The organism is Paenibacillus sp. FJAT-27812 (assembly GCF_001273905.1).
Lineage (GTDB): Bacteria > Bacillota > Bacilli > Paenibacillales > Paenibacillaceae > Pristimantibacillus.
In genome coordinates, this window is sequence record NZ_LIGH01000001.1 from 2,312,151 (window position 1) to 2,331,538 (window position 19,388).

The following is a 19,388-nucleotide window of genomic DNA, read 5'->3' on the forward strand; positions in this document are numbered from 1 at the left end:
AAGCGGCTCCCGGGTGTAGCGGAATTAGTTGGTTCTTCTTGAAGTAAAAGAACAAAGGCTACGGACACATTTTACCATAGTAGCTTGTTCTTCTTCAAAATATTATGAAAAAGGCAGCTTGGGAAATTTCCCTAGCTGCCCGTAGGTAGCGAAACTTCGACGCAGGTGCCCTTGCCAACTTCGCTGCGGAAGACGATGGATCCCTTATGTGCGGCTATAATTTGTTGACTGACCATGAGGCCAAGGCCGTTGCCGTTCGTTTTTTTCGTAAAGAAGGGCTCCCCTAGGCGGAGCACATCTTCTTCCGCGATGCCGCAGCCCTGGTCAATAAACTGCAAGGTTAGCATATGGTCTACTCTGTACTCAAGCTTCACGGTTAATACGCCGCCGCCCGGCATCGCTTCGATCCCGTTTTTCATCACATTTACGAAAACCTGCTTTAATTGGTTGGCTTCGCCGATAACCTCGGGAAGATTGGCGTCAGCGAGCAGGGCAAGCTGAACATTGCTCATTTTTGCTTCGGAATCCAGCAGCATCATAATGTCGCTAACGATGCCGAGCACATTTATCGGCTGATGCAGGTTCGCTTGCGGCTTGGCGAATACGAGAAACTCGCTCACAATCATATTGATTTGATCAAGCTCTCCAAGCATGACCTTGAGATGGGCTGGAGATAGCGACCCGGTCTGCTGCTGCAACTGCACGAAGCCGCGAAGCGTCGTAAGCGGGTTGCGCACCTCATGAGCGACGCCTGCTGCGATCTGGCCGACGACCGACAGCTTCTCGGAGCGCCTAATAATCTCTTCCGTCTGCTTGCGCGATGTAATATTCCTTGAAATAGTGGCTATCGCAATGATCTCGCCGAGCTCGTCCCGGATGGGAGAGACCGTAATGCTTAGATCAACGAGCTTGCCGCACTTGCTATATCTCACGGTCTCGAAGTCGGTAACGGAGCCGCCTTGGAGTACGGTAGCCTGCAGCTCATGGTGAGAGCTGAGATAGTCGTCTGGCACATTGTCAAGCGGCTTGCCTAAAGCTTCTTTCTCCGACCAGCCATACATCGTCTCAAAGGCACGATTAACCTGAATGACATCGCCCTTCAAATCCGCTACGTGAATCGCATCGGACGTGTGATTCACGAACGACTCCAAATACTGCTTCGTGCTGCGCAGCTCTTCCGCTGCATCCTTAAGCTGCGTTGTATAGCTGTGCAAATTGCTGCCCATCGTATCAATCCGTGACGCGAGCAGTCCGAATTCATCGTTGCTGCGAATCGTAATGACTTCACCGAAATTCCCGGCTGCGATCGCATTGACTTTGTTCAGAATTTGATTTAAGCCGCGTATCATAAAACCCGCAATGAAATAGCTGGCGATCATAGTGACAAGCACAAGCCCGAGCGAGATGACAGATTGCATAATAAGCTGCCGGTTAAGCGGCTTCAAAATCGAATTTTGATCGAAGCTGATACAGATGACATATGTTTTGTCGATTGTAATCGGGATGAACGTCTTCATGACGCGCTTGCCCTTTAGATTGCTTTTGACGTTAACGGCCTTGCCGCTTTTCAAAGCGTATTGGATATTAATGGAATCATTTTCTTGATCTTTGTACGTGTATTGGCCAAAGGGAATGTCGCGAACGTCCAAGTTGTACACGGGAATGCCTTTTTTGATTTTTATAATCGGGCTTTTTCCAAAAAACTGTGGATCAAAGCCGGTAATTTCAAGAATATCCTGCTGGTCTGCAATGATTTTGTTCACGATGGCATCTGTTCCGATCGTATAGTCAAAATCAAGGAGCACCTGCGCATTCACGTAAGGATTGATGATGTAGTTAGTCGTACCGTCGAAATAGCTGCCCCATTTTCTAATTTTTTTGGGATCGGAGGTGGAGAAGTTAAACGGTCCCGACCAATAGTTTTCAAGCTTTTGCCCTTCGGGAATGGTTACGTTATGATTTTTAAAAAGCTGTAGGAACGCACGGTACCAGTAATCCCAGGTCTTGGAGCTCATGTTGATTTCGTTCGGATCTGATGATTTCAGCACGACAACATCATCGTCTAGCTTCTTCCATAACGTGATATGGTCGACGCCGATTTTGCGTGCAATTTCGATCAGCTGCTCGTTTGTGACATTGTCTATATCGGGATCAAGCTGCTCTTTTGCTGCGATGGCAGCCATCCGCAGCTTCTCGCCAATCGTATCCTCCATAGACTGCCTTGCGCTCTCCGATGCTTCAAGCGTGAGGCTGATTTGCTTCGCTATATTGTTCACTTGCTGCTCGAGGGTAGACTGCACCTCTGCTTTAGACGAAACATAATAGATTGATATGTAAAGCGCCAGTATAACAGCGACAATAACCGAGATTGAAAAAGATAGTTTAGCTTTAATGGACATCAGGATCTCCCCCCAAAATCTAAGGTGCACATACTACAATTTGACACGGGTCGACAAAAATCCTGTATGAGTTTGCAATAAAAAAGGGAGAAACATAAATATGTTTCCCCATCGGTATTTACTGTTATATCGCCTCTTCGTGAAGGCTTCCCGCTTTATTCCATTATTCGCGCGAGAAATGCTCTTCTTCCAAGTACTGCTCCGCTTCCTCGTAAGTTTCGAACGCGGATTCCAGATTGAGATCAGCATACAAATACCAAAGATCCTCCTCGAACAGAAGCGTTAGCACGGCATTGTTTGGCCCGATCCAGCGCTCCTCCTGCGGAGCTTTGTTTTTCTTCTTTTTCTTGGACTCAGGCTTCTCCGGCGGCGCAATCGCAAGCGAGCTGATCGACTTCTCGATAAGGGAACGCAGCTCATCCTCGTTGTAATCCCGGATATTGACTAGACCTTTGTCATCGGTTGCGACGCCCCGCACCAAGCCGGCGAATACATAACCGTTGCCGTTCGGGTGCAGATGGTGCACAACTGATTTCTTCTCATGGGCGCTCTCTTCGTAATGGAAGTTCGTGCGGCCAAGAGACACGTCCTTACGCTGCAATTGTGGAAAGGACTCGATTATAGCAAGCTTTTGTTCAAAAGATAACATCGGTTGATTTTTCCTCCTAAAAGTTTGCGTAGCAAACTACTTCGTAAGCATAAGCCTAGGCTTGCTCAGCAGTTGCAGCAATGCTTGTGATTATACCACACAGCAGGAGGGAGCTGTTAAATATCCTTCTTCTTCATTAGCAGCATGATGGCGCCGGCGAGAATGAACACGATGGCGATGATTGGCTGGCTAAGGATGAAGTTGTTATAGATGGAGCCGATTGAGAACACTGCGAAGAAGAGAAGCGAGAGCACGGTTAAAATGTTGATCGGAATAAGCAGCCATTTGTTGCGGTTGCCGAACCAATAAAATTCGAACAAGCCGACAGCCACTGCAAGGATAAAGCCTGGCCACATGTAAACCCAGTTATTGAAAAGCATAGCGATTTGGCACACGACGCCTGCCATGAGCAAGATGCCTCCCGGAATCAAGACGCCAATTCCTTTTCTGCCAATCATAACGAAGTACAGCCAGTGGAAAAATAGTCCGAGCGGGATGACGAAAATCGAAGGCCAGAAGTAAGCAAATATTTTGCCTGGGCCAAAAGCTTCGCCTTGATTCAGAAATAAACATGCACCGAGCAGCAGGAGGACGAGCCCGCCAATTGTTCTTAAATTCATCGTTTTAAAGCACCCCAATCATCGTTTTATTAGCTGCATTCAGCATAGCATACAATGAAAATAACTGTCCTCCTGCTGTAGGTAAAATGGGGAACTGGACTAAAGTCCAGTTTCATCTACTCCGGATGGTTCATCGTGGCCGTGCCGACCTCGAAGGGCGAAGTGACGCCCTCATACATAAGATGCATGGACATGCCTGCAGACGCGTGAACCAGGTTGTGGCAGTGATCCATCCAGACGCCCGGATTATCGGCGCGGAAGGCAACCTCATACACTTCGCCTGGAGCGACATCAAGCGTATCGGACCACCATAGGCTGCCGGTCACCGGCTCGTTGTTGCGCGATAATACGAGCATATGATGACCGTGCAGATGCATCGGATGCTCGGTTGCGCTGCGGTTGACGATCGTTGTTTTCACAAGCTCGCCCTCCTTCACGACAAACATTGGCGTATTCGGAAAGACTTCGCCGTTAATCGTATCGTAAGCAGCAAATGCCCCGTTATAGAAAGCGAAGCGATTATCCAGTATCATCGTGAATTCCCGGTCAAAATGACTGTTTATGTCAAAAGGAGCAGCTCCGGCCGCTGTCCCGTAATGGGTCGGATCAAAGGTGGTCGTCGCAGGCAGCTTCGGAATATCCCCGCTGCCGTCTTTGCTTATCAATATGCCCAATGAATCGCCCTTTCCAACGCGAAGGAAGACCGGATGCTCGGGCATTATGAATTCCACGTCGTATCGCCCTCCGGTCAGCAGATCCAAGCTTTTATCGCTCATTTCAGTTGGTCCGGTAAGATCGGTGCCGTCAATGGCTGTTACTTTGAACGGTGCTCCGGTCAAAATATAAGATTGCCTAACCCAATCATCCGTATTGATCAGGCGCAGCTTAACGAGCGTTCCGGGCGCTGTCGCTCTGCGCTGCACGGATGGATCGGCTCCGATGGACATGCCGGCTCCGCGCCAGTTATGCGTGATGACGGTAATATCCTCGCCTGCTTGTTCTTCAGCTTCGTTAGGCTCGACGATTAGTGCGCCAAATAACCCTTTTTGTACGGCTGTTTTCGACTCTTGGTGAGAATGGTACCAGAAGGTGCCGACCTGCTCCGCTACAAAACGGTACGTAAAGGTCTCTCCCGGCATAACTGCATCTTGTGTTGCGCCGGCAACGCCGTCCTCCGCGTTTGGCACATCTAATCCATGCCAGTGGAGCGTTGCGCCGCTTTCAATGTCTTTGTTGATGAGCGTGACCTCAACGAGCTCTCCTTCCTTCATGCGAAGCTCGGGACCGGGTATTTCCCCATTGTATGTCCATGCATCAATGTGCTTGCCAGAGCTTAAGGCGATGCTCTTATGCTGCGCGGTTAAGGTGAACTTGCGATCCGGCTCGCCCGCGCGCGGGCCCGTTAGCGCTGTAACGGGAGTCTCAGCGGCATTCTGGGCTGTGCTTGCCGGTATCGCGGTTTGGTTATGTTTGTGGCCGATCCGTTTTTCGTGCTGAGATGCGAATGCGGGTAAGCCATAATCGGCATTGCCTGCCATCATGCTCAAATGTTCAGGCAGCTTGCTGTTCTCCATAGCTGTGAGCAGAGGGATGCTGAGGATAGCTGCAATAACGAGAAGCCCGCCGGTATGCTGCAGTCTGCGCCGCCATGGGCGATAAACGAGCGGAGCTTGCGCGGCAAGCTGGTTGCGGTGAGTCTGAAGCATCCATAACAGGCAAGCTATAAATAGAAGAATGGTTGTAGGCATCGTGATAGCCGTCCAGTGAAACGGGATTGGCGGAACAAAAGCAAAGTAGAACAAGGCCAACGAGCAAAGTGCAGCAAGCTGGAACGGAACGATAAAAGCGGGGTCGGAAGCTTGGCGGCGGCGGGCAACATCAGGAGCCGACTCCGTGCGTCCATAGGTACGGTGCATGAGCTTGCGTATTCTAGGGAAGGAGCCAAGCCAAATGAGAAGGGCAGGGATTGCCGCAAGCGGAGTCCGAACGAGCAGTCGATCCATCCAAAATAATGGATGAGCGGTTGCGGCGAGCATCGTATCGGCTGCGGTGATCACAGCGGCGAGCAGGCTGAGGCTGACGGACCAAAAGAGCAGCTTGCGGGTTTTGCGGTAAAGCATTTTCTCCGTGTCAAAATAGACAAGCTTAGAAGCTTTGCCTGCGGCTATAAACGAGAAAATAACAAATAGGATGATGGCGCCGAGCTCCAAATTAATAAGCAGTGAATACATCGTATAAGCCTCCTGTGCGTTGGAATGTCTATGTCTCAGCATGCGGTCCGAGAAGCCGGTTACTAGTCGTTATTCATCTTATCTAGTTCACTAACTGCGCAAAACCGCCGTAAGTCGGAACGCAGTCCTAGACCTCTGGCGGGGAACCTTGGTCGAAGAAGCGCGAATGGGCTCGAACGCTACAAAATGCGGAAATAGTTCTTATGAAACGACATTTTACACCTCTTGTTTAGTTCTATGAAAGCGCTACAATTAAGGTATTAAGAAGTAGGAGGTGAACAAAATGAGCCAAGAACAAGAAGTAGTTCAAGAAGGCGCGGAAGAGTCCGCAGAAATGATTTCCGAAGAGGCTCCAGCGGAAGAAGCAGTAGAAGCTGTTGAGGCTGAATTGGAAGAGGAAGTAGAAGAAGCGGCTGCTGCGGTTGAGGAAGAAGCTGCAGAGGAAGCGGAAGAAGAGGCGGCTGAAGAAGCTGCCGAGGAAGCGTCTGAAGAGCAATAATGATATCTATCATTTTAAATTATAAAGAGGAAGACTGTTCTAAAGGTCGTTTTGGCGAACCTTGGCACGGTCTTTTTTTTATGCGTTTTCATAGATTTTCCCATCATTTTGTTCATGTAAATGTGCAAAACACGCGTGCAATAGATACCTTAATATGCTACGATACCTTGTGCTTTACTTTTCCTATTTAGAAGAAGGTGACATCATGACAGCGGCAGAGGCCGGTAATGACCAGGGGCAGCGCGAGCAGAAAGGCTTGAATCTATTTTTTCTGACGTGGCCCATATTTTTGGAAATCTTTTTGTTTATGCTCATGGGTATTGCGGATACGCTGATGCTGAGCGCGATTTCGGATAACGCGGTATCCGGCGTCGGGGCATCGAATCAATTTTTGCATATTGCGATTCTACTATTAGAAGTGATCGGCAACGGGGCATCCATCGTCGTCGCGCAATATATAGGTTCAAGGAAGTTTATTGAAGCTGCCAAAATATCAGCGCTGGCTGTAACGCTCAATCTAGTTGTCGGGCTGATGATCAGCTTGACGTTCGTGCTGTTTGGCGGTCATTTGCTGCAAGTGTTGAACTTGCAAGGCGAGATACTTGTCCATGCCAAAAGCTATCTATCGATCGTAGGCGGGATGATCTTCCTGCAAGCGATTATTAACTCGATTTCCGCCATTATTCGCGTACATGGATTTACGAAGGAAGCGATGTATGTATCGCTTGGTATGAACATCGTTCATATTATCGGAAACTACTTGTTTATTTTTGGGAAATTCGGTTTTCCGGAGATGGGCGTGCAAGGTGCGGCGATTTCTTCCGTCATTAGCCGGGCGCTGGCGCTAGTTGTCTTCTTCTGGCTGCTGTACCGAATTATGTCGGTGAGAGTGGAGCTGCGGTACTATTTCTCATTGACCAAGGAATACATCTCTAAAATTTTAAAAATCGGCATTCCTTCTGCGCTTGAGCAGGTGATGTACCAGGCATGCCAAATCGTTTTCCTCTATTATGCGACCTATCTTGGCGCGGCGTCCTTGGCAGCAAAAAACTATGCGAATAACATTTCGATGTTTACGTATTTATTCGCTTTCGCCATTGGGATGGGCACGTCGATTATCGTCGGCAGGCTTGTGGGTGCCGGCGAGCAAACGTCAGCTTATCATCGCGTTTGGAAGAGCGTTCGCTGGGCAAGCGGCGTAACCTTGTTCGCGGTGTTGCTCGTCATTGCGTTCCGCGAGCCGCTTATGCGCATGTTCACGGACGACGAGGAGATTATACGGCTGGGAGTTAGCGTCCTGCTGCTAAGCATCGTGCTGGAGACCGGGCGAACGATTAACATCGTGCTCGTCAACTCGCTGCGGGCGACGGGAGATGCGAAATATCCGCTCTGGATCGGCATGGGGTCGATGGTGGCGATGAGCTTGCCGCTCGGTTATTTCTTTATTTTCACGCTGGATATGGGCTTGGCTGGCATTTGGCTTGCGATTGCGGCAGATGAATGGGTGCGCGCATTCATTATGTTTTTCCGCTGGAGAAGCAGGGCGTGGGAGAAGCATGCGCTGGTTAAGCGAGAGAGCAAGGAAAAAGCGGCTGTGCTGCATTCGTAGCAGGACAGCGGGCGAGATTGCGGTAGTTGATAAGGATGTCCAAGAGGTTATTTTTGCCTCTGGGGCGTCTTTTTTTTGCGGGCATAAAAGCTTGGCTATTTTCTCCGAATCGTTGAAAAAGGCAATTGACAAAAACAGGGCGGCGCAATAGAATATAAACATACATAATATAAGTTAGTACATTATAAAAAGTAAGTAAATTATGAATTGAGCGATTATAGGAGGATATGAAAATGGCAAAATCACAATGGACGGTTGATCCAACGCACAGCAGCATCGATTTCTCAGTAAAGCATATGATGATCGCTAAGGTAAAAGGCTCTTTCCACGCTTTCGAAGCAAATGTGGTCGCTGACGCGCATGACCTGACTTCGGCTGAGATCCAGCTTACGATTGATCTCAACAGCGTGGATACGCGCAACAAAGACCGTGACGCACATCTTCGCAATCCTGATTTCTTCGACACAGAGAAATATCCTTCGCTCGTATTCACTTCGACTGCGATTACAAAAACCGATGATGGCGAGTATTCCGTTATTGGCGACGTAAGTCTGCATGGCGTAACGCGTTCCGAGAAATTCGCCGTTAGCTTTGAAGGCGCTGGCAAAGACCCTTGGGGCAATGAAAAAGTGGGCTTTAGCGCATCAGGCAGCCTGAAGCGCAGCGACTATGGCTTAACTTATAATGCAGCGCTGGAAACAGGCGGCGTTCTAATCGGCGATGAAGTGAAGTTCACCATCGATATCGAAGCTATTCAACAAGGCTAATTTTTAATGGCAGCCTTCCTATAAAAGCGGCTTACCTTGCAATTGCCAGGGCGAGCCGCTTTTTTGTTGCTGTTATGCGCTTTCAGAGGTACGATAAGGAAAGGAACAGCGAGCGAGGGAGACAAACGAGATGGAGCCTAATGATTCAAAACATATACGGAATATTGGCATTTTCGCGCATGTCGATGCAGGGAAGACAACAACGACAGAGCAGATATTATTTCGCAGCGGACGCATTCGGTCGCTGGGAAGCGTGGATGCGGGAACGGCGCAAACGGATTTTCTTGAGGTGGAACGCTCACGGGGAATTTCGGTACGGGCGGCGGCGACTCGTTTTACTTGGCAGGGCGCGACAGTCAATTTGGTTGATACGCCAGGGCATGTCGATTTTCTCTCCGAGGTCGAGCGGTCGCTGCGCGTGATGGATGGCGCGGTGCTTATCCTTTCGGCCGTTGAAGGCGTACAGGCACAGACGGAGGTTATCTGGCATGCTTTGCGGGAACGGAACATTCCAACGCTTATTTACGTGAACAAGCTGGATAGGGTCGGAGCCGATCCGCTTGGAACGATCAAGCAAATTCGTCGTTTGCTTTCGCCGCAAGCGGCGCCGGTGCAGGCGCCGCTTGGCGTGGAGGATAGCTTTAGCGGCGCGGTGAGCGTGCTGGACGATACTGCCGGTGATTTGGGCGAGGCAAAAGCTTATTTGCAGCTGCTGGAGGAGACGGTGGCTGAGCAGGATGAATCGCTGCTGCTTCATTATTTGGACAGCGGCACGCTGCCGAAGGCGGAGCTGAACCAAATGCTGCCCTCGCTTACGCGAAGCGGGGAGCTGTTCCCGATTCTATTTGGCGCATCGAATAGAGGAATCGGCATCGAGCCGTTAATGCAAGCGATGGTCGCGCTGCTGCCGCCGCCAGAGGCTGTCCCGGACGGGCCGGTATCGGGGGTCATATTCCGCATTGAGCGTGATGCGGCGATGGGGCGCATCGCTTATGTTCGTTTGTATAGCGGCATTATTCGCAACCGCGATTCGGTTCGGAATGAGACGCAGCAAATCGAAGAGAAGGTTACGCAAATACGCAAAATCGACGGGCAAAAGGCGGAGGATGTGGGCCTTCTTGCAGCGGGCGATATTGCAGCCGTTTGCGGCTGGAACCAGGCGCGCATTGGCGATATTATCGGCTGCGGCGATTATGTTCCCGGCGAGACGCGGCTGGCGGTGCCGCTCCTGACGGTGCAGGTGCGCTGGGGCAACGAGGCGGAGTATCCGGCAGTCGTCGCGGCGCTGCAAGAACTGGCGGATGAGGACCCGCTGCTTGATCTGCAATGGCTGCAGGAGCAGCGCGAGCTGCATCTTAAAGTTATGGGGCCGATCCAGATCGAGGTGCTGACGCATCTGCTGCACAATCGCTATGGGTTGAAGGCTGATTTTGGCGAGCCATCGGTTATTTATAAAGAGACGCCGGCTCAGACGGGCGAGGGCTTCATTGCGTATACGATGCCGAAGCCGTGCTGGGCAATTCTGCGGTTCCATATTGAGCCTGGGGAGCGCGGAAGCGGCATCGCCTTCAGCTCCGTTGTACGCTCGGAGCGGCTGCTCGACCGCTATCAGAACGAGGTTGCCAGAAGCGTTCCCGAGGCGCTTCAGCAGGGTCTTTTTGGCTGGGAAGTAACGGACGTGAAGGTTACGCTTGTTGAAGGGGAGCATCATGTGTGGCATACGCATCCGCTTGATTTTGCGGTAGCCACGCCGATGGGCATTATGGACGGCTTGTCTCGGATAGGGGTAAAGCTGCTGGAGCCCATGCTGTCCTTCCGTATTTCCGTACCAGAGGAGACAGGCGGCAAGCTGATGAATGAGCTTATACTTATGCGCGGAGAGTTTGAAACGCCGGTTGTCAGGCAGGAGAGGATGGAGATCGAGGGCATACTGCCGGTAGCTACTTCGCTCGATTTTCCTGCGCGTTTCGGCTCGCTTACGAAGGGGAGGGGTGCTTTGGCAACCTTCTTCGCGGGTTATCGCGAATGTCCGCCCGATGTGAAGGCGGAGCGGGTGCGCCGAGGCGTTAATCCGCTGGACCAATCCAAATATATTTTAGCTGTTCGAAAGGCGCTTGCCGGCTCATAGCCGCAGGCGTTTTTTTTGTATCTAGATCGTTCGCGGAGCGTTTGGGAAGGGAAAAGGAAATTCATGGTTATTTGTTATGTATAATATATACAATGATGGAGTTTGTATGCGGTGATGAGTGTTATAAGAGGTAGTATATTATGACTAAAAAAAACGCTCATATCTGAATAAAGAGACTCAATTTAAAGGAATAAAATGAGAGCTTTTGTCGAAGTGGTTGTAATAGTATTATCAATATAATAAATATATATTTGTGAGGAAGCGAAGACGCGCTGCCAAGTAAAGGAGGGTACAGGGAAAGGCGAGCGCCAGAAGGTTGTCCTCCATACCAATACAAACCGAGGTGTAATCATGATACGAAAGCTTACCGTTATCGGACTCGCGATCGTCTGTACATTGTCCATGTCCATTGGTGCATCAGCGGCTGACTCCAAGGAGAAGCCGCAGGCAAGCACGATTACTTGGCCAGAAAAGCAAGCGCTTCCAAGCTTCTCGAAGATTAAACAGCTGGATGTGGCGGATATATATGATGCGCCCGGCGACATAAAGATTCTTATGGCGACTCTGCAAGGCGTTGTCAATCGAGCCGAGCCCCGGATCTATTTGCTGGAGAACAAGGAGGAAGGGAAGTTCACTTGGCTGAACGACTTGAACGTGACTTACAAGGTGAGGGACGACTACTGGCAGATCGTCCGTACTTACAAGAAAGAAATAAACGGCATGATTATATACGATCCGAACGTGCCTGACTCCGTCAATGTGGCTACGACGCTTGCCGGCTTAAAGGGCGCCGTGGTCGCAAGCCCTGAACTGGCGAAGAAGCTGCAAGCCGAGCCTTACAGCTTGAAGGTGCTGGATGATCTCCAAGGGAAATTCAAGGACCGGCTGGACGCTTATACGTGGCAGTATGAAAATTTATGGAGCCAGACGACGCATCGGATGCTCGTTGGCCTTAGCCCGGACACCTCGATCAGGCTTCCGGACAATCAAGGGGATCTGTTCAAGGTCATCGCGCAAGATACGACGCAGGAGCGGGACGGAAAGAATAGAAAGGTCTATGATCTCGATTTGAGCGCAAGCCTTGGCAAATCAGATGTATATCTGCGCTTCGACGATGCGTTCGCGCAGGATGGCTGGGGAACGGCGGTGCATGAGGTTACGATCAAGGCGGACGGCAATACCATCGCAAAATTCATTCCGGGCACGCCGGAAGAAAAGCCTTTCTTGTATGACGCGCAAAGCTCGCAGGTATCCGAAGGCAACGGCGGACACCGCTTTGCAGACAACAACCGTTACTTTATTTATAAATTCACGCCTCCAGCTGGTGCGAAGCAGTTGACGGCATCCGTGGATATGTGGAATCAATATAAGGTTTCTGCAGGCAACGAACAGCCGGTATCCTCCGAGCAGAAGGAGCCTTATGGCTACTTGCGTGATTATGCCGTTGCGAACAAAGCGATGGTGTTCTGGCTTGATTCCAACGTACCCGAACAAAAGGCGCTGTTTGAGAAAATTTTATCGGACGTGAAGCCGGGCACGCCTTACCTAGGGTGGTTCAGCAATGACGTTGACGGTGAATTCAGCGGCGTAGAGATTACGTCCAATCACGGCGTGTACGTGCTCGCTGCCGATTGGTTCAGCAACCTGACTGTATTCTCCGGCACGAAGGCGAATGCTTTCAAAGAAAAAGCGGCGCAGGCGCCGAAGCTGGAAAACAAGATTTATGTCACGTATACGTTCAGCGAAGGTGACAATTTCCAATACAATCAGCATAAAATGCGCATTCTGTGGGATGACCCAAGCCGCGGCAAGGTGCCGCTCAACTGGACATCCAGCCCACTGCTCTATGATGGCGCTCCTGCGATGCTGAATTATTTCAGGGAAACCGCTACGGATAATGACCTGCTGATCGCAGGACCGTCCGGCGCAGGTTACTTCTACCCGAACGCATGGCCGGCAGAATCGTTTACCGCCTTCTTGAAACAATCGTATTCGTACATGGAGAAGACGGGCATGACGATTCCTTACGTGTTGAACCGCGTCAATAGTGAGAATGTGCCGCTCAGTGACGCCCATGCAGCAGCTTATATCAAGGAATATAAGCCTCAGGGGCTGTTCCTAAGCTGGGAAGACCGCCATGGCGTAGAGATTGTTGGCGGCAAGCTTCCGGTATCGACGATTCATGGCATCAGTACGGTGCAGGACGGCCAGAAGATTCTCGCTGACGCCAAGGCTAAGTGGGACGGGAAATCGCCGTTGTTCGTTTCCTTGGGCCTGCTTGCTTGGAGCCTTACGCCGTCTGATATTGCCGAGCTGCAAGCTTCGCTTGGACCGGAGTACGCAGCGGTTCGCGCCGATCAGTATTTCTCGCTGATTCGCAGCGCGAATGGGCTGCCGGCTAAATAATAATGGAAAAAGGACGCCAGCTCGGTGAGCTGGCGTCCTTTTTATTTGTCAGCGATGCGAGTTAGGAATGGAATGCCGCGTTTCGGCGGTTATTTCGTTGCGGGAGCGATGTCGGGATTAACGGCAATGATGCCGTAAACCTGAGGCTCCTCGGCAGACGCGCCAAACCAAAGCTGGCCGCTTCCGACCATAACGCCTTGGTCTCTCACAAATAGATTGTCGACTTTTTGCGCTGCCAGCGCGTCTTTGACGGATTTGGTTATAATCTGGTCATACTTCTCTATGAATTCCGCTTTGGATTTGATCTGTACGGGTGTTTCTCCATTCACTTGAAGCGGGAGCAGAATAAGCTCGGCGACAGCGCTCCTCTCATCGGCGGCAACTGCTGCTTTCGCTAACTCGAACATTTTCTCAAAAGCTTTAGGATCATTAATGCCTGCTGCTGCGTAAGGGTTATCCTCCTCAGCCATTGCATTCGCTGCTTCAGCTTGATTCGAAGGGGCGATTGCAGAAGCGTCTTTGTTTGAATCAGCGTTCCTGTTACTCGACCCCGTTTGTCCGCATCCAGCCAATAAGGTCATTGCTATGCCAAAAGCCGCAAAAGCGGCGAAGCTCTTCCTTTTCCGTTTCACTAGCGAAAACGTCGCCATGTTGTTCAGCATGATGATCCTCCTCTAAAATTTGCGGTAACCTTTCATTTCCCTTTATTAGTTTAAACCTACTGGAGTAGTTTCAATCACTAACTTGAAAGGTCACGCTATTTAGAGGGGAAGGCCGAGGTAAGCTCAGTGCCTGCTTAACCTCCCTTAACCAACGAAGCAAGCTCCAGAAACGCCAAAGTTGAGCGATGGATGCGATCGTGGATCTCGTGGCCGCCGCCTTCGTAGGCGGCTAATCCGTCCGCAAGCAAGTTGCGCTGGGCGCCTCCGATGGAGATCCACTCCGGCGAGTTGATTCCGTGAAGATTGCGCACGATGGCTTGGAGCTGCTGCAAGGAGCTTGTTCCGACAGCGCCGCCCGAGGAGCTTAAGGATAGCACCGCTTTTCCGCGAAAATGGTCCTGGCCGAGGAAGTCCAGCGCGTTTTTGAGCACGCCCGAAATGCTGCCGTGATATTCGGGGGATGCCAGCACGATGGCGTCCGCTTCGCGCATCGCTTGCTGCAATTGCTGGACGGCTGCATGATCATGGCCGATCCCATCGGGTGAGTAGAAGGGAAGCGGCGTTTGAAATAAATCATGCAGCAGAACGCTATGCCCTTTCTTTGAAATCAATTGCCCTACATGGACGGCTAGACGTGTGCTTGTTGCAGAATCTCGATTGCTTCCGGTTAAAATCGTAACTTTCATAATAATCTTCCTTTCGCCTTGCGATTTGATTGGTATAATCGTATCACTTCCGCAACGGCATGACGTCCACAATAGGACTGATTTTAAAATGAAATAAGCATTCAACCATTGGCTGAATGCTCTACGACTTTAGTCTGAGAAAAAGGGGCTTCTATTGATCCAGCCCATGCTTCACGGCGTAGATGGCAGCCTGCGTGCGGTCGGCCATCCCGAGCTTGCTCAAAACGTGGCTAACATGGCTTTTGACTGTTTTTTCCGAAATAAACAGCTCCTTCGCGATGTCTCGGTTGCTTTTGCCCGATGCGATAAGCCGCAGCACGTCCTGCTCTCTGGCTGTAAGCTCGGAAATGCCCTGATCGGCACTCCGGGGAGAATCGGCTTCGGCATATTGGCTCATGAGCTGGCCAGCCACGTCAGGATGAAGCTCAACCTTGCCGTTATGCACATTTATAATAGCGCGCACGAGATCCTCCGGTTCAATATCCTTGAGCAAGTAACCCTTGGCGCCGGCGCGGATCGCCGGGAGCGCATGCTCCTGATCGGAGAAGGAAGTCAGAATGATCACTTTGACGTCGGGATGGGTAAGCTTGATTTGTTTCGTAGCTTCGATCCCGCTCATTCCGGGCATGTTGATATCCATCAATACGACATCAGGCTGCAGCGCCGTGACTTGTTCCAGCGTTTCTTGTCCGGTAGCCGCCTCGCCGATCAGCTTAATATCCGTTTGCGTCGATAAAAAAACCTGCAAGCCTCTCCGTACCATCGCGTGGTCGTCGGCCAATAACAATTTGATCGTCATTTTTCCGGCACCTTCCTTATTGCATCAGCGGAAAGAGGAAGCATCACCTCAATCGAAGTTCCCTTTCCCGTTCTGCTCGTAAGCCGAAAACGGCCGCCAAGCATTTCGGCGCGTTCCCGCATATTGGATAACCCAAATGATTGCTGCCCAGTAGACGTGTTTGACGCGTCGGGCGTCCCGCCCGTATTCATGCCGCGGCCATAGTCCGTGACCGTAAGCAAAATTTCCTCTGCTTGCACCGCAAGCGCCACACTGACCTTGGATGTGCCCGCATGCTTGGAGACGTTATTTAGCGCTTCTTGGCCGATCCGCCATAACGCTTCCTCCGCGCCTTGCGGCAGCGCCGCATTCCCGGTCGTCTGCCCGTTTACTTGCAAGCCGAGCCTAGTGCCGTATTCCGCGAGCGCGGTTACGATTCCTTTCTCCACGCCCGCGGGCCGAAGCTGGACGATGAGCGCGCGCATTTCCTTTAAGGCATCCCGGGACAATGCCTGCATATCCTTAACGGCGCTTATGGCCGTAGCCACCTGTTCGCCGCCAAGCAAAGATTCGACGCCCTTAGCTGTCATGCTGATGGAAAATAACAGTTGGGATACGGAGTCGTGCAAATCACGCGCCAGCCGGTTTCGTTCCTCAAGCCGGGCAAGATCCAGGCGAACCTCCTCTAGCCGGGCATTTTCGAGTGCTATAGCCAGATGCTCCGCCACTGCTTCAAGCACGGCGCCGTCTACTTGGTTGAGTCCGCAGCTTGCGGGATGCGCAATGACCAAGACGCCGCAAGCCTCGGTTCCGCCGAACGTAACGGGAGCCGCGATGACGGATTGAAGCGCCTTCGTTATTTGCTGCTGCATCCCGCTTTCGATCAGCGCGGAAATATGGGCGGCATCCATCTCTTGATAGCCCTGCGCGCGGCCCGCTTGGTCAAGCCATGGTGCGTCAGCAGTCCGAATACGCAAATTAGGAGTAAGCAGCAAATCGTCATAGCGCAGGCTGCGGACAACAAAATAGTCCCCGGAGCGCTCCAATAAGGCAACGAACGGCCAATCAAAATGATCCCCGATCAGCTTCATGGCGTGCAAGTTCAGCTGTCCGCCGGCATCTTCTCCGCTGAGCGTAATGGTGAGCGAACGGCTGAATTCGCCAAGCCGGGAAAAGAGCTCCGCCCGCCGCTGCTCGGCCTCATGCAGCCTCATTCGCTCGACGGCTACGCCGATCTGGAACGCGACAGCTTGCAGCAGTGCCAGCTCCTCGTCCGTAAAATGCTCCTTGCCCGGCGAGCCGACGTTTAAGACGCCAAATAGCCGACCGCCGATGCGAAGGGGAACGGTGGCGTGATGGGTAAAGCCGCATGTATCTCCCGTTTTTTCCCTTCGGGCATTTTCGAGCCTTTTGCAGTTCAAAATGTTGACCGCGTTTTTAAGCTTTCCGGCTTGATAGCGGTCCAAGCACCAGCAGGAGCCGCATTTCATGAACCTTTTCTCTTCGAATAGCAGCGCAGGCGGCAAATTGCGGTCGGCTACACATGTATAGTCGTGGTTCTCATTTACAAAAAAGATCCAACCGAAGGAGAGCCCCGTCACCTCAAGCAGCCTGCCTAATACGGTGTCCAGCATGTAATCCAAATCATTGGATTGGTTTAACGTTTCCGCTATCGTTTTGAGCGTGGTCAGCTCTTGCACATGGAGATCATTCGTCACGGCTTTCGTTCCTCCGATCTATGCTTTATGGTATTTTTAATATTCGTGAATGGGCAAGGCAAAACCTTTTTAGACCGCCTAGGAAAGCATTCCGCTGCGGCAATAAACGGTTTTCCTCCAAAAAGCACACTTGTGTTTCTCATGTTGAATATGTTATATTACTACAAAATTAATTATCGGATCACGCCAGTGAAGAGAATCCAACTCGGAGGCGTTCTCGTCAAGGGGAGGGAAGCGCCTTCCCCCTAAGTTTACCGGGCCCGCCCGTTATCGCGGAGCAAAGAGGATCAGACAGCTTGTCTGTTTGGTCAATTTGGGTGGCACCGCGAGTACAAAAACGCTCCTCGTCCCATATGGGATGAGGGCGTTTTTTGTGTTTTTCTAAACGAAAAGGAGCGCGGTGACATGTTGGACATGAGATGGTTGAGGCAAAATCACGAGCAGGTTCAGACGGTGGCAAATCAGAAGGGGATCAAGGTTTCCATTGCAGAGCTGCTGTCGTGGGACGAGAAGAAGCGCCTGCTGCTGCAGGAGACGGAAGGGCTGCGAGAGAACCGCAATAAGCTCTCGCATTATATCGGCACGCTGCTGAGCCAAGGGGCTAAGGAACAAGCGGAACAAACGAAGCAAAGCGTAAAGGAAACGAATGAGAAGCTGAATGAGGTGGAGGCAGAGCTTGAAGAGGCGGAGCGGCATGTCGGTGAGCTGCTTGCAATGGTTCCGAATATCGTATCGCCGGATACGCCGTTCGGCCGTTCGGATGCTGACAATGTGGAGCTGAGACGCGTTGGCGAAGCGCCAAGCTTTGCGTTCGAGCTGAAGGATCATATGGCGCTCGGCGAGCTGCACGATATGGTGGATGTGCAGCGCGGCGTGAAGGCTGCGGGCAGCCGCAACTACTTCTTGAAGGGAGCGGGCGTGTTGCTCCACCGCGCCGTACAGCAGCTAGCGCTTGATCTGCTGCTGCAAAAGGGCTTTACGCCGCTCGATGTTCCGCTAATGGTTCGTACCGATGCGATGAGCAATACGGGTTTTTTTCCGCTCGGCGAGGATCAGAGCTACCGGATTGCGGGTGACGATAAATGGCTGGTCGGCACCTCGGAGGTGCCGATGATCACCTACTATGCGAATGAAATCTTAGACGCTCAGACGCCAATCAAGCTTGCTGCCGCATCGGTCTGCTTCCGCAGCGAGGTTGGCTCGGCAGGCAGAGATGTCCATGGGCTGTACCGGGTTCACCAGTTTGCCAAGGTCGAGCAGGTCATCATGTGCAAGGCGGATCACGAGGTTTCGGAGGCTTTGCTGCAGGAAATAACCGCGAACGCCGAGGAGCTGCTTCAATGCCTTGAGCTGCCCTATCGGGTAATGGCGGTGTGTACGGGCGACATGTCGCAAAAAACGTATAAGCAATACGATATCGAGACATGGATGCCAAGCCGCCAGAGCTACGGGGAGACGCATTCGTCGTCGAACCTGCTTGATTTTCAGGCGCGCCGCTCGAATATCCGGTATCGTGCCGAGGACGGCGCGTTACGGTTCTGCCACACGCTTAACAACACGGCCGTGGCGAGCCCGCGCATCCTCATTCCGCTTCTGGAAAACCATCAAGAGGAGGACGGCTCGATTCGTATTCCAGCGGCGCTTCAGCCTTATATGAACGGGATGAAGCGGCTAGCTATCCATTAAATGCAAAATGCGGCAAGGAGCAATGCTAAGGCATCTCCTTACCGCATTCATCTTTTTACGCGCCTACTTTCGGAAGCGGCTTGCCCTCTGCAAGCAGTCCGACTCCCTCCGCGCAGACGCCATATTTCTCCCATGGACAGGTGGTGCAGAGATGGCTGATATCTTCCGGCACCATAACCTTGGCTACACGGTCGCAGATGGACTGCCAGCTGCCGCGCTCGCCTGCTCTTAGTCCAAGCTTTGCAAGTACGTCCGCATCGAGGCCGTATACCGTTCCTTCGCAGTGATAAGCTTTATCTGGCGGGTATGCTTTGCATACGTCGTCGGGACCTGCTATAATCTCAACTTCGGTTTCCGGCTTCACGCGCAGCTTTTCATATATGGCAGTCATATTGACGCAAAAATCATCCGAATACCCCATGCCTCGGTAGCCGAGTAAACAAAGCAGATGGTGCCCGCGCAATCGAATGGTCATCCCTTTACAGCTCCTTAAACTAAAAAATCATGTATGTTAACCATATTATCACATCAATAGGTTTACATACATGAT

The 19,388-nt window shown here is 51.5% G+C and carries 15 protein-coding genes; 6 read left to right on the plus strand and 9 right to left on the minus strand.

The window, feature by feature from the left end:
- Nucleotides 1-131 precede the first annotated feature (131 nt).
- The 4 genes from ADU23_RS09990 to ADU23_RS10005 form a co-directional block, all read right to left on the minus strand.
- Complete coding sequence (locus tag ADU23_RS09990; protein ID WP_053373607.1) at nucleotides 132-2,399, minus strand: PAS domain S-box protein; 2,268 nt, start codon at nucleotides 2,397-2,399, stop codon at nucleotides 132-134.
- A gap of 163 nt (nucleotides 2,400-2,562) precedes the next feature.
- The gene (locus ADU23_RS09995) at nucleotides 2,563-3,048 is read right to left on the minus strand and encodes a hypothetical protein (RefSeq protein ID WP_053373608.1); all 486 of its coding nucleotides are present in this window, start codon (nucleotides 3,046-3,048) and stop codon (nucleotides 2,563-2,565) included.
- 116 nt (nucleotides 3,049-3,164) lie between these two features.
- Entirely contained in the window at nucleotides 3,165-3,668 is a 504-nt protein-coding gene (locus ADU23_RS10000; protein ID WP_053373609.1) for a hypothetical protein, read from the minus strand.
- Between the two features lie 116 nt (nucleotides 3,669-3,784).
- Entirely contained in the window at nucleotides 3,785-5,899 is a 2,115-nt protein-coding gene (locus tag ADU23_RS10005) for a multicopper oxidase family protein (protein ID WP_053373610.1), read from the minus strand.
- Between the two features lie 283 nt (nucleotides 5,900-6,182).
- Here ADU23_RS10005 and ADU23_RS10010 point away from each other — a divergent pair, with 283 nt between their 5' ends.
- The 5 genes from ADU23_RS10010 (at nucleotide 6,183) to ADU23_RS10030 (ending at nucleotide 13,308) form a co-directional block, all read left to right on the plus strand.
- Entirely contained in the window at nucleotides 6,183-6,398 is a 216-nt protein-coding gene (locus tag ADU23_RS10010; RefSeq protein ID WP_053373611.1) for a hypothetical protein, read from the plus strand.
- 154 nt (nucleotides 6,399-6,552) lie between these two features.
- Nucleotides 6,553-8,007 (plus strand): MATE family efflux transporter, encoded by a 1,455-nt coding sequence (locus ADU23_RS10015; protein WP_082311052.1) that lies wholly within the window; start codon nucleotides 6,553-6,555, stop codon nucleotides 8,005-8,007.
- 233 nt (nucleotides 8,008-8,240) lie between these two features.
- Nucleotides 8,241-8,774 (plus strand): YceI family protein, encoded by a 534-nt coding sequence (locus ADU23_RS10020; protein ID WP_053373613.1) that lies wholly within the window; start codon nucleotides 8,241-8,243, stop codon nucleotides 8,772-8,774.
- A gap of 130 nt (nucleotides 8,775-8,904) precedes the next feature.
- Entirely contained in the window at nucleotides 8,905-10,902 is a 1,998-nt protein-coding gene (locus tag ADU23_RS10025) for a GTP-binding protein (RefSeq protein ID WP_053373614.1), read from the plus strand.
- A gap of 351 nt (nucleotides 10,903-11,253) precedes the next feature.
- Nucleotides 11,254-13,308 (plus strand): GxGYxYP domain-containing protein, encoded by a 2,055-nt coding sequence (locus ADU23_RS10030; protein WP_053373615.1) that lies wholly within the window; start codon nucleotides 11,254-11,256, stop codon nucleotides 13,306-13,308.
- An 89-nt stretch (nucleotides 13,309-13,397) separates the two neighbouring features.
- Here ADU23_RS10030 and ADU23_RS10035 read toward each other — a convergent pair whose 3' ends face one another.
- The 4 genes from ADU23_RS10035 to ADU23_RS10050 form a co-directional block, all read right to left on the minus strand.
- A complete protein-coding gene (locus tag ADU23_RS10035; protein ID WP_053373616.1) occupies nucleotides 13,398-13,970 on the minus strand; it encodes a hypothetical protein in 573 nt (190 codons plus the stop codon).
- A 134-nt stretch (nucleotides 13,971-14,104) separates the two neighbouring features.
- On the minus strand, nucleotides 14,105-14,656 hold the full coding sequence (locus ADU23_RS10040) for an NADPH-dependent FMN reductase (protein WP_053373617.1): 552 nt from the start codon (nucleotides 14,654-14,656) through the stop codon (nucleotides 14,105-14,107).
- A 151-nt stretch (nucleotides 14,657-14,807) separates the two neighbouring features.
- Entirely contained in the window at nucleotides 14,808-15,455 is a 648-nt protein-coding gene (locus ADU23_RS10045; protein ID WP_053373618.1) for a response regulator, read from the minus strand.
- Nucleotides 15,452-17,152: a GAF domain-containing sensor histidine kinase gene (locus tag ADU23_RS10050; protein ID WP_053373619.1), complete on the minus strand. Its 1,701-nt coding sequence runs from the start codon at nucleotides 17,150-17,152 to the stop codon at nucleotides 15,452-15,454. Before ADU23_RS10050 ends, ADU23_RS10045 begins: the two co-directional genes overlap by 4 nt.
- 405 nt (nucleotides 17,153-17,557) lie before the next feature.
- On the opposite strand from ADU23_RS10050, the gene serS reads away from it, so the two are divergent.
- Entirely contained in the window at nucleotides 17,558-18,838 is a 1,281-nt protein-coding gene (gene serS / locus ADU23_RS10055) for a serine--tRNA ligase (protein ID WP_053373620.1), read from the plus strand.
- Nucleotides 18,839-18,893: 55 nt separating this feature from the next.
- Here serS and ADU23_RS10060 read toward each other — a convergent pair whose 3' ends face one another.
- Nucleotides 18,894-19,313, minus strand: coding sequence for a DUF1284 domain-containing protein (locus tag ADU23_RS10060; RefSeq protein ID WP_053373621.1), 420 nt, complete (start codon nucleotides 19,311-19,313; stop codon nucleotides 18,894-18,896).
- Nucleotides 19,314-19,388 lie beyond the last annotated feature (75 nt).

Excerpts from the sequence above, each read along its gene's own strand:
- ADU23_RS09990 (WP_053373607.1), bottom strand. The coding sequence starts at position 2,399 with ATGTCCATTAAAGCTAAACTATCTTTTTCAATCTCGGTTATTGTCGCT.
- ADU23_RS09995 (WP_053373608.1), bottom strand. The coding sequence starts at position 3,048 with ATGTTATCTTTTGAACAAAAGCTTGCTATAATCGAGTCCTTTCCACAA.
- ADU23_RS10000 (WP_053373609.1), bottom strand. The coding sequence starts at position 3,668 with ATGAATTTAAGAACAATTGGCGGGCTCGTCCTCCTGCTGCTCGGTGCA.
- ADU23_RS10005 (WP_053373610.1), bottom strand. The coding sequence starts at position 5,899 with ATGTATTCACTGCTTATTAATTTGGAGCTCGGCGCCATCATCCTATTT.
- ADU23_RS10010 (WP_053373611.1), top strand. The coding sequence starts at position 6,183 with ATGAGCCAAGAACAAGAAGTAGTTCAAGAAGGCGCGGAAGAGTCCGCA.
- ADU23_RS10015 (WP_082311052.1), top strand. The coding sequence starts at position 6,553 with ATGCTACGATACCTTGTGCTTTACTTTTCCTATTTAGAAGAAGGTGAC.
- ADU23_RS10020 (WP_053373613.1), top strand. The coding sequence starts at position 8,241 with ATGGCAAAATCACAATGGACGGTTGATCCAACGCACAGCAGCATCGAT.
- ADU23_RS10025 (WP_053373614.1), top strand. The coding sequence starts at position 8,905 with ATGGAGCCTAATGATTCAAAACATATACGGAATATTGGCATTTTCGCG.
- ADU23_RS10030 (WP_053373615.1), top strand. The coding sequence starts at position 11,254 with ATGATACGAAAGCTTACCGTTATCGGACTCGCGATCGTCTGTACATTG.
- ADU23_RS10035 (WP_053373616.1), bottom strand. The coding sequence starts at position 13,970 with ATGCTGAACAACATGGCGACGTTTTCGCTAGTGAAACGGAAAAGGAAG.
- ADU23_RS10040 (WP_053373617.1), bottom strand. The coding sequence starts at position 14,656 with ATGAAAGTTACGATTTTAACCGGAAGCAATCGAGATTCTGCAACAAGC.
- ADU23_RS10045 (WP_053373618.1), bottom strand. The coding sequence starts at position 15,455 with ATGACGATCAAATTGTTATTGGCCGACGACCACGCGATGGTACGGAGA.
- serS (WP_053373620.1), top strand. The coding sequence starts at position 17,558 with ATGTTGGACATGAGATGGTTGAGGCAAAATCACGAGCAGGTTCAGACG.
- ADU23_RS10060 (WP_053373621.1), bottom strand. The coding sequence starts at position 19,313 with ATGACCATTCGATTGCGCGGGCACCATCTGCTTTGTTTACTCGGCTAC.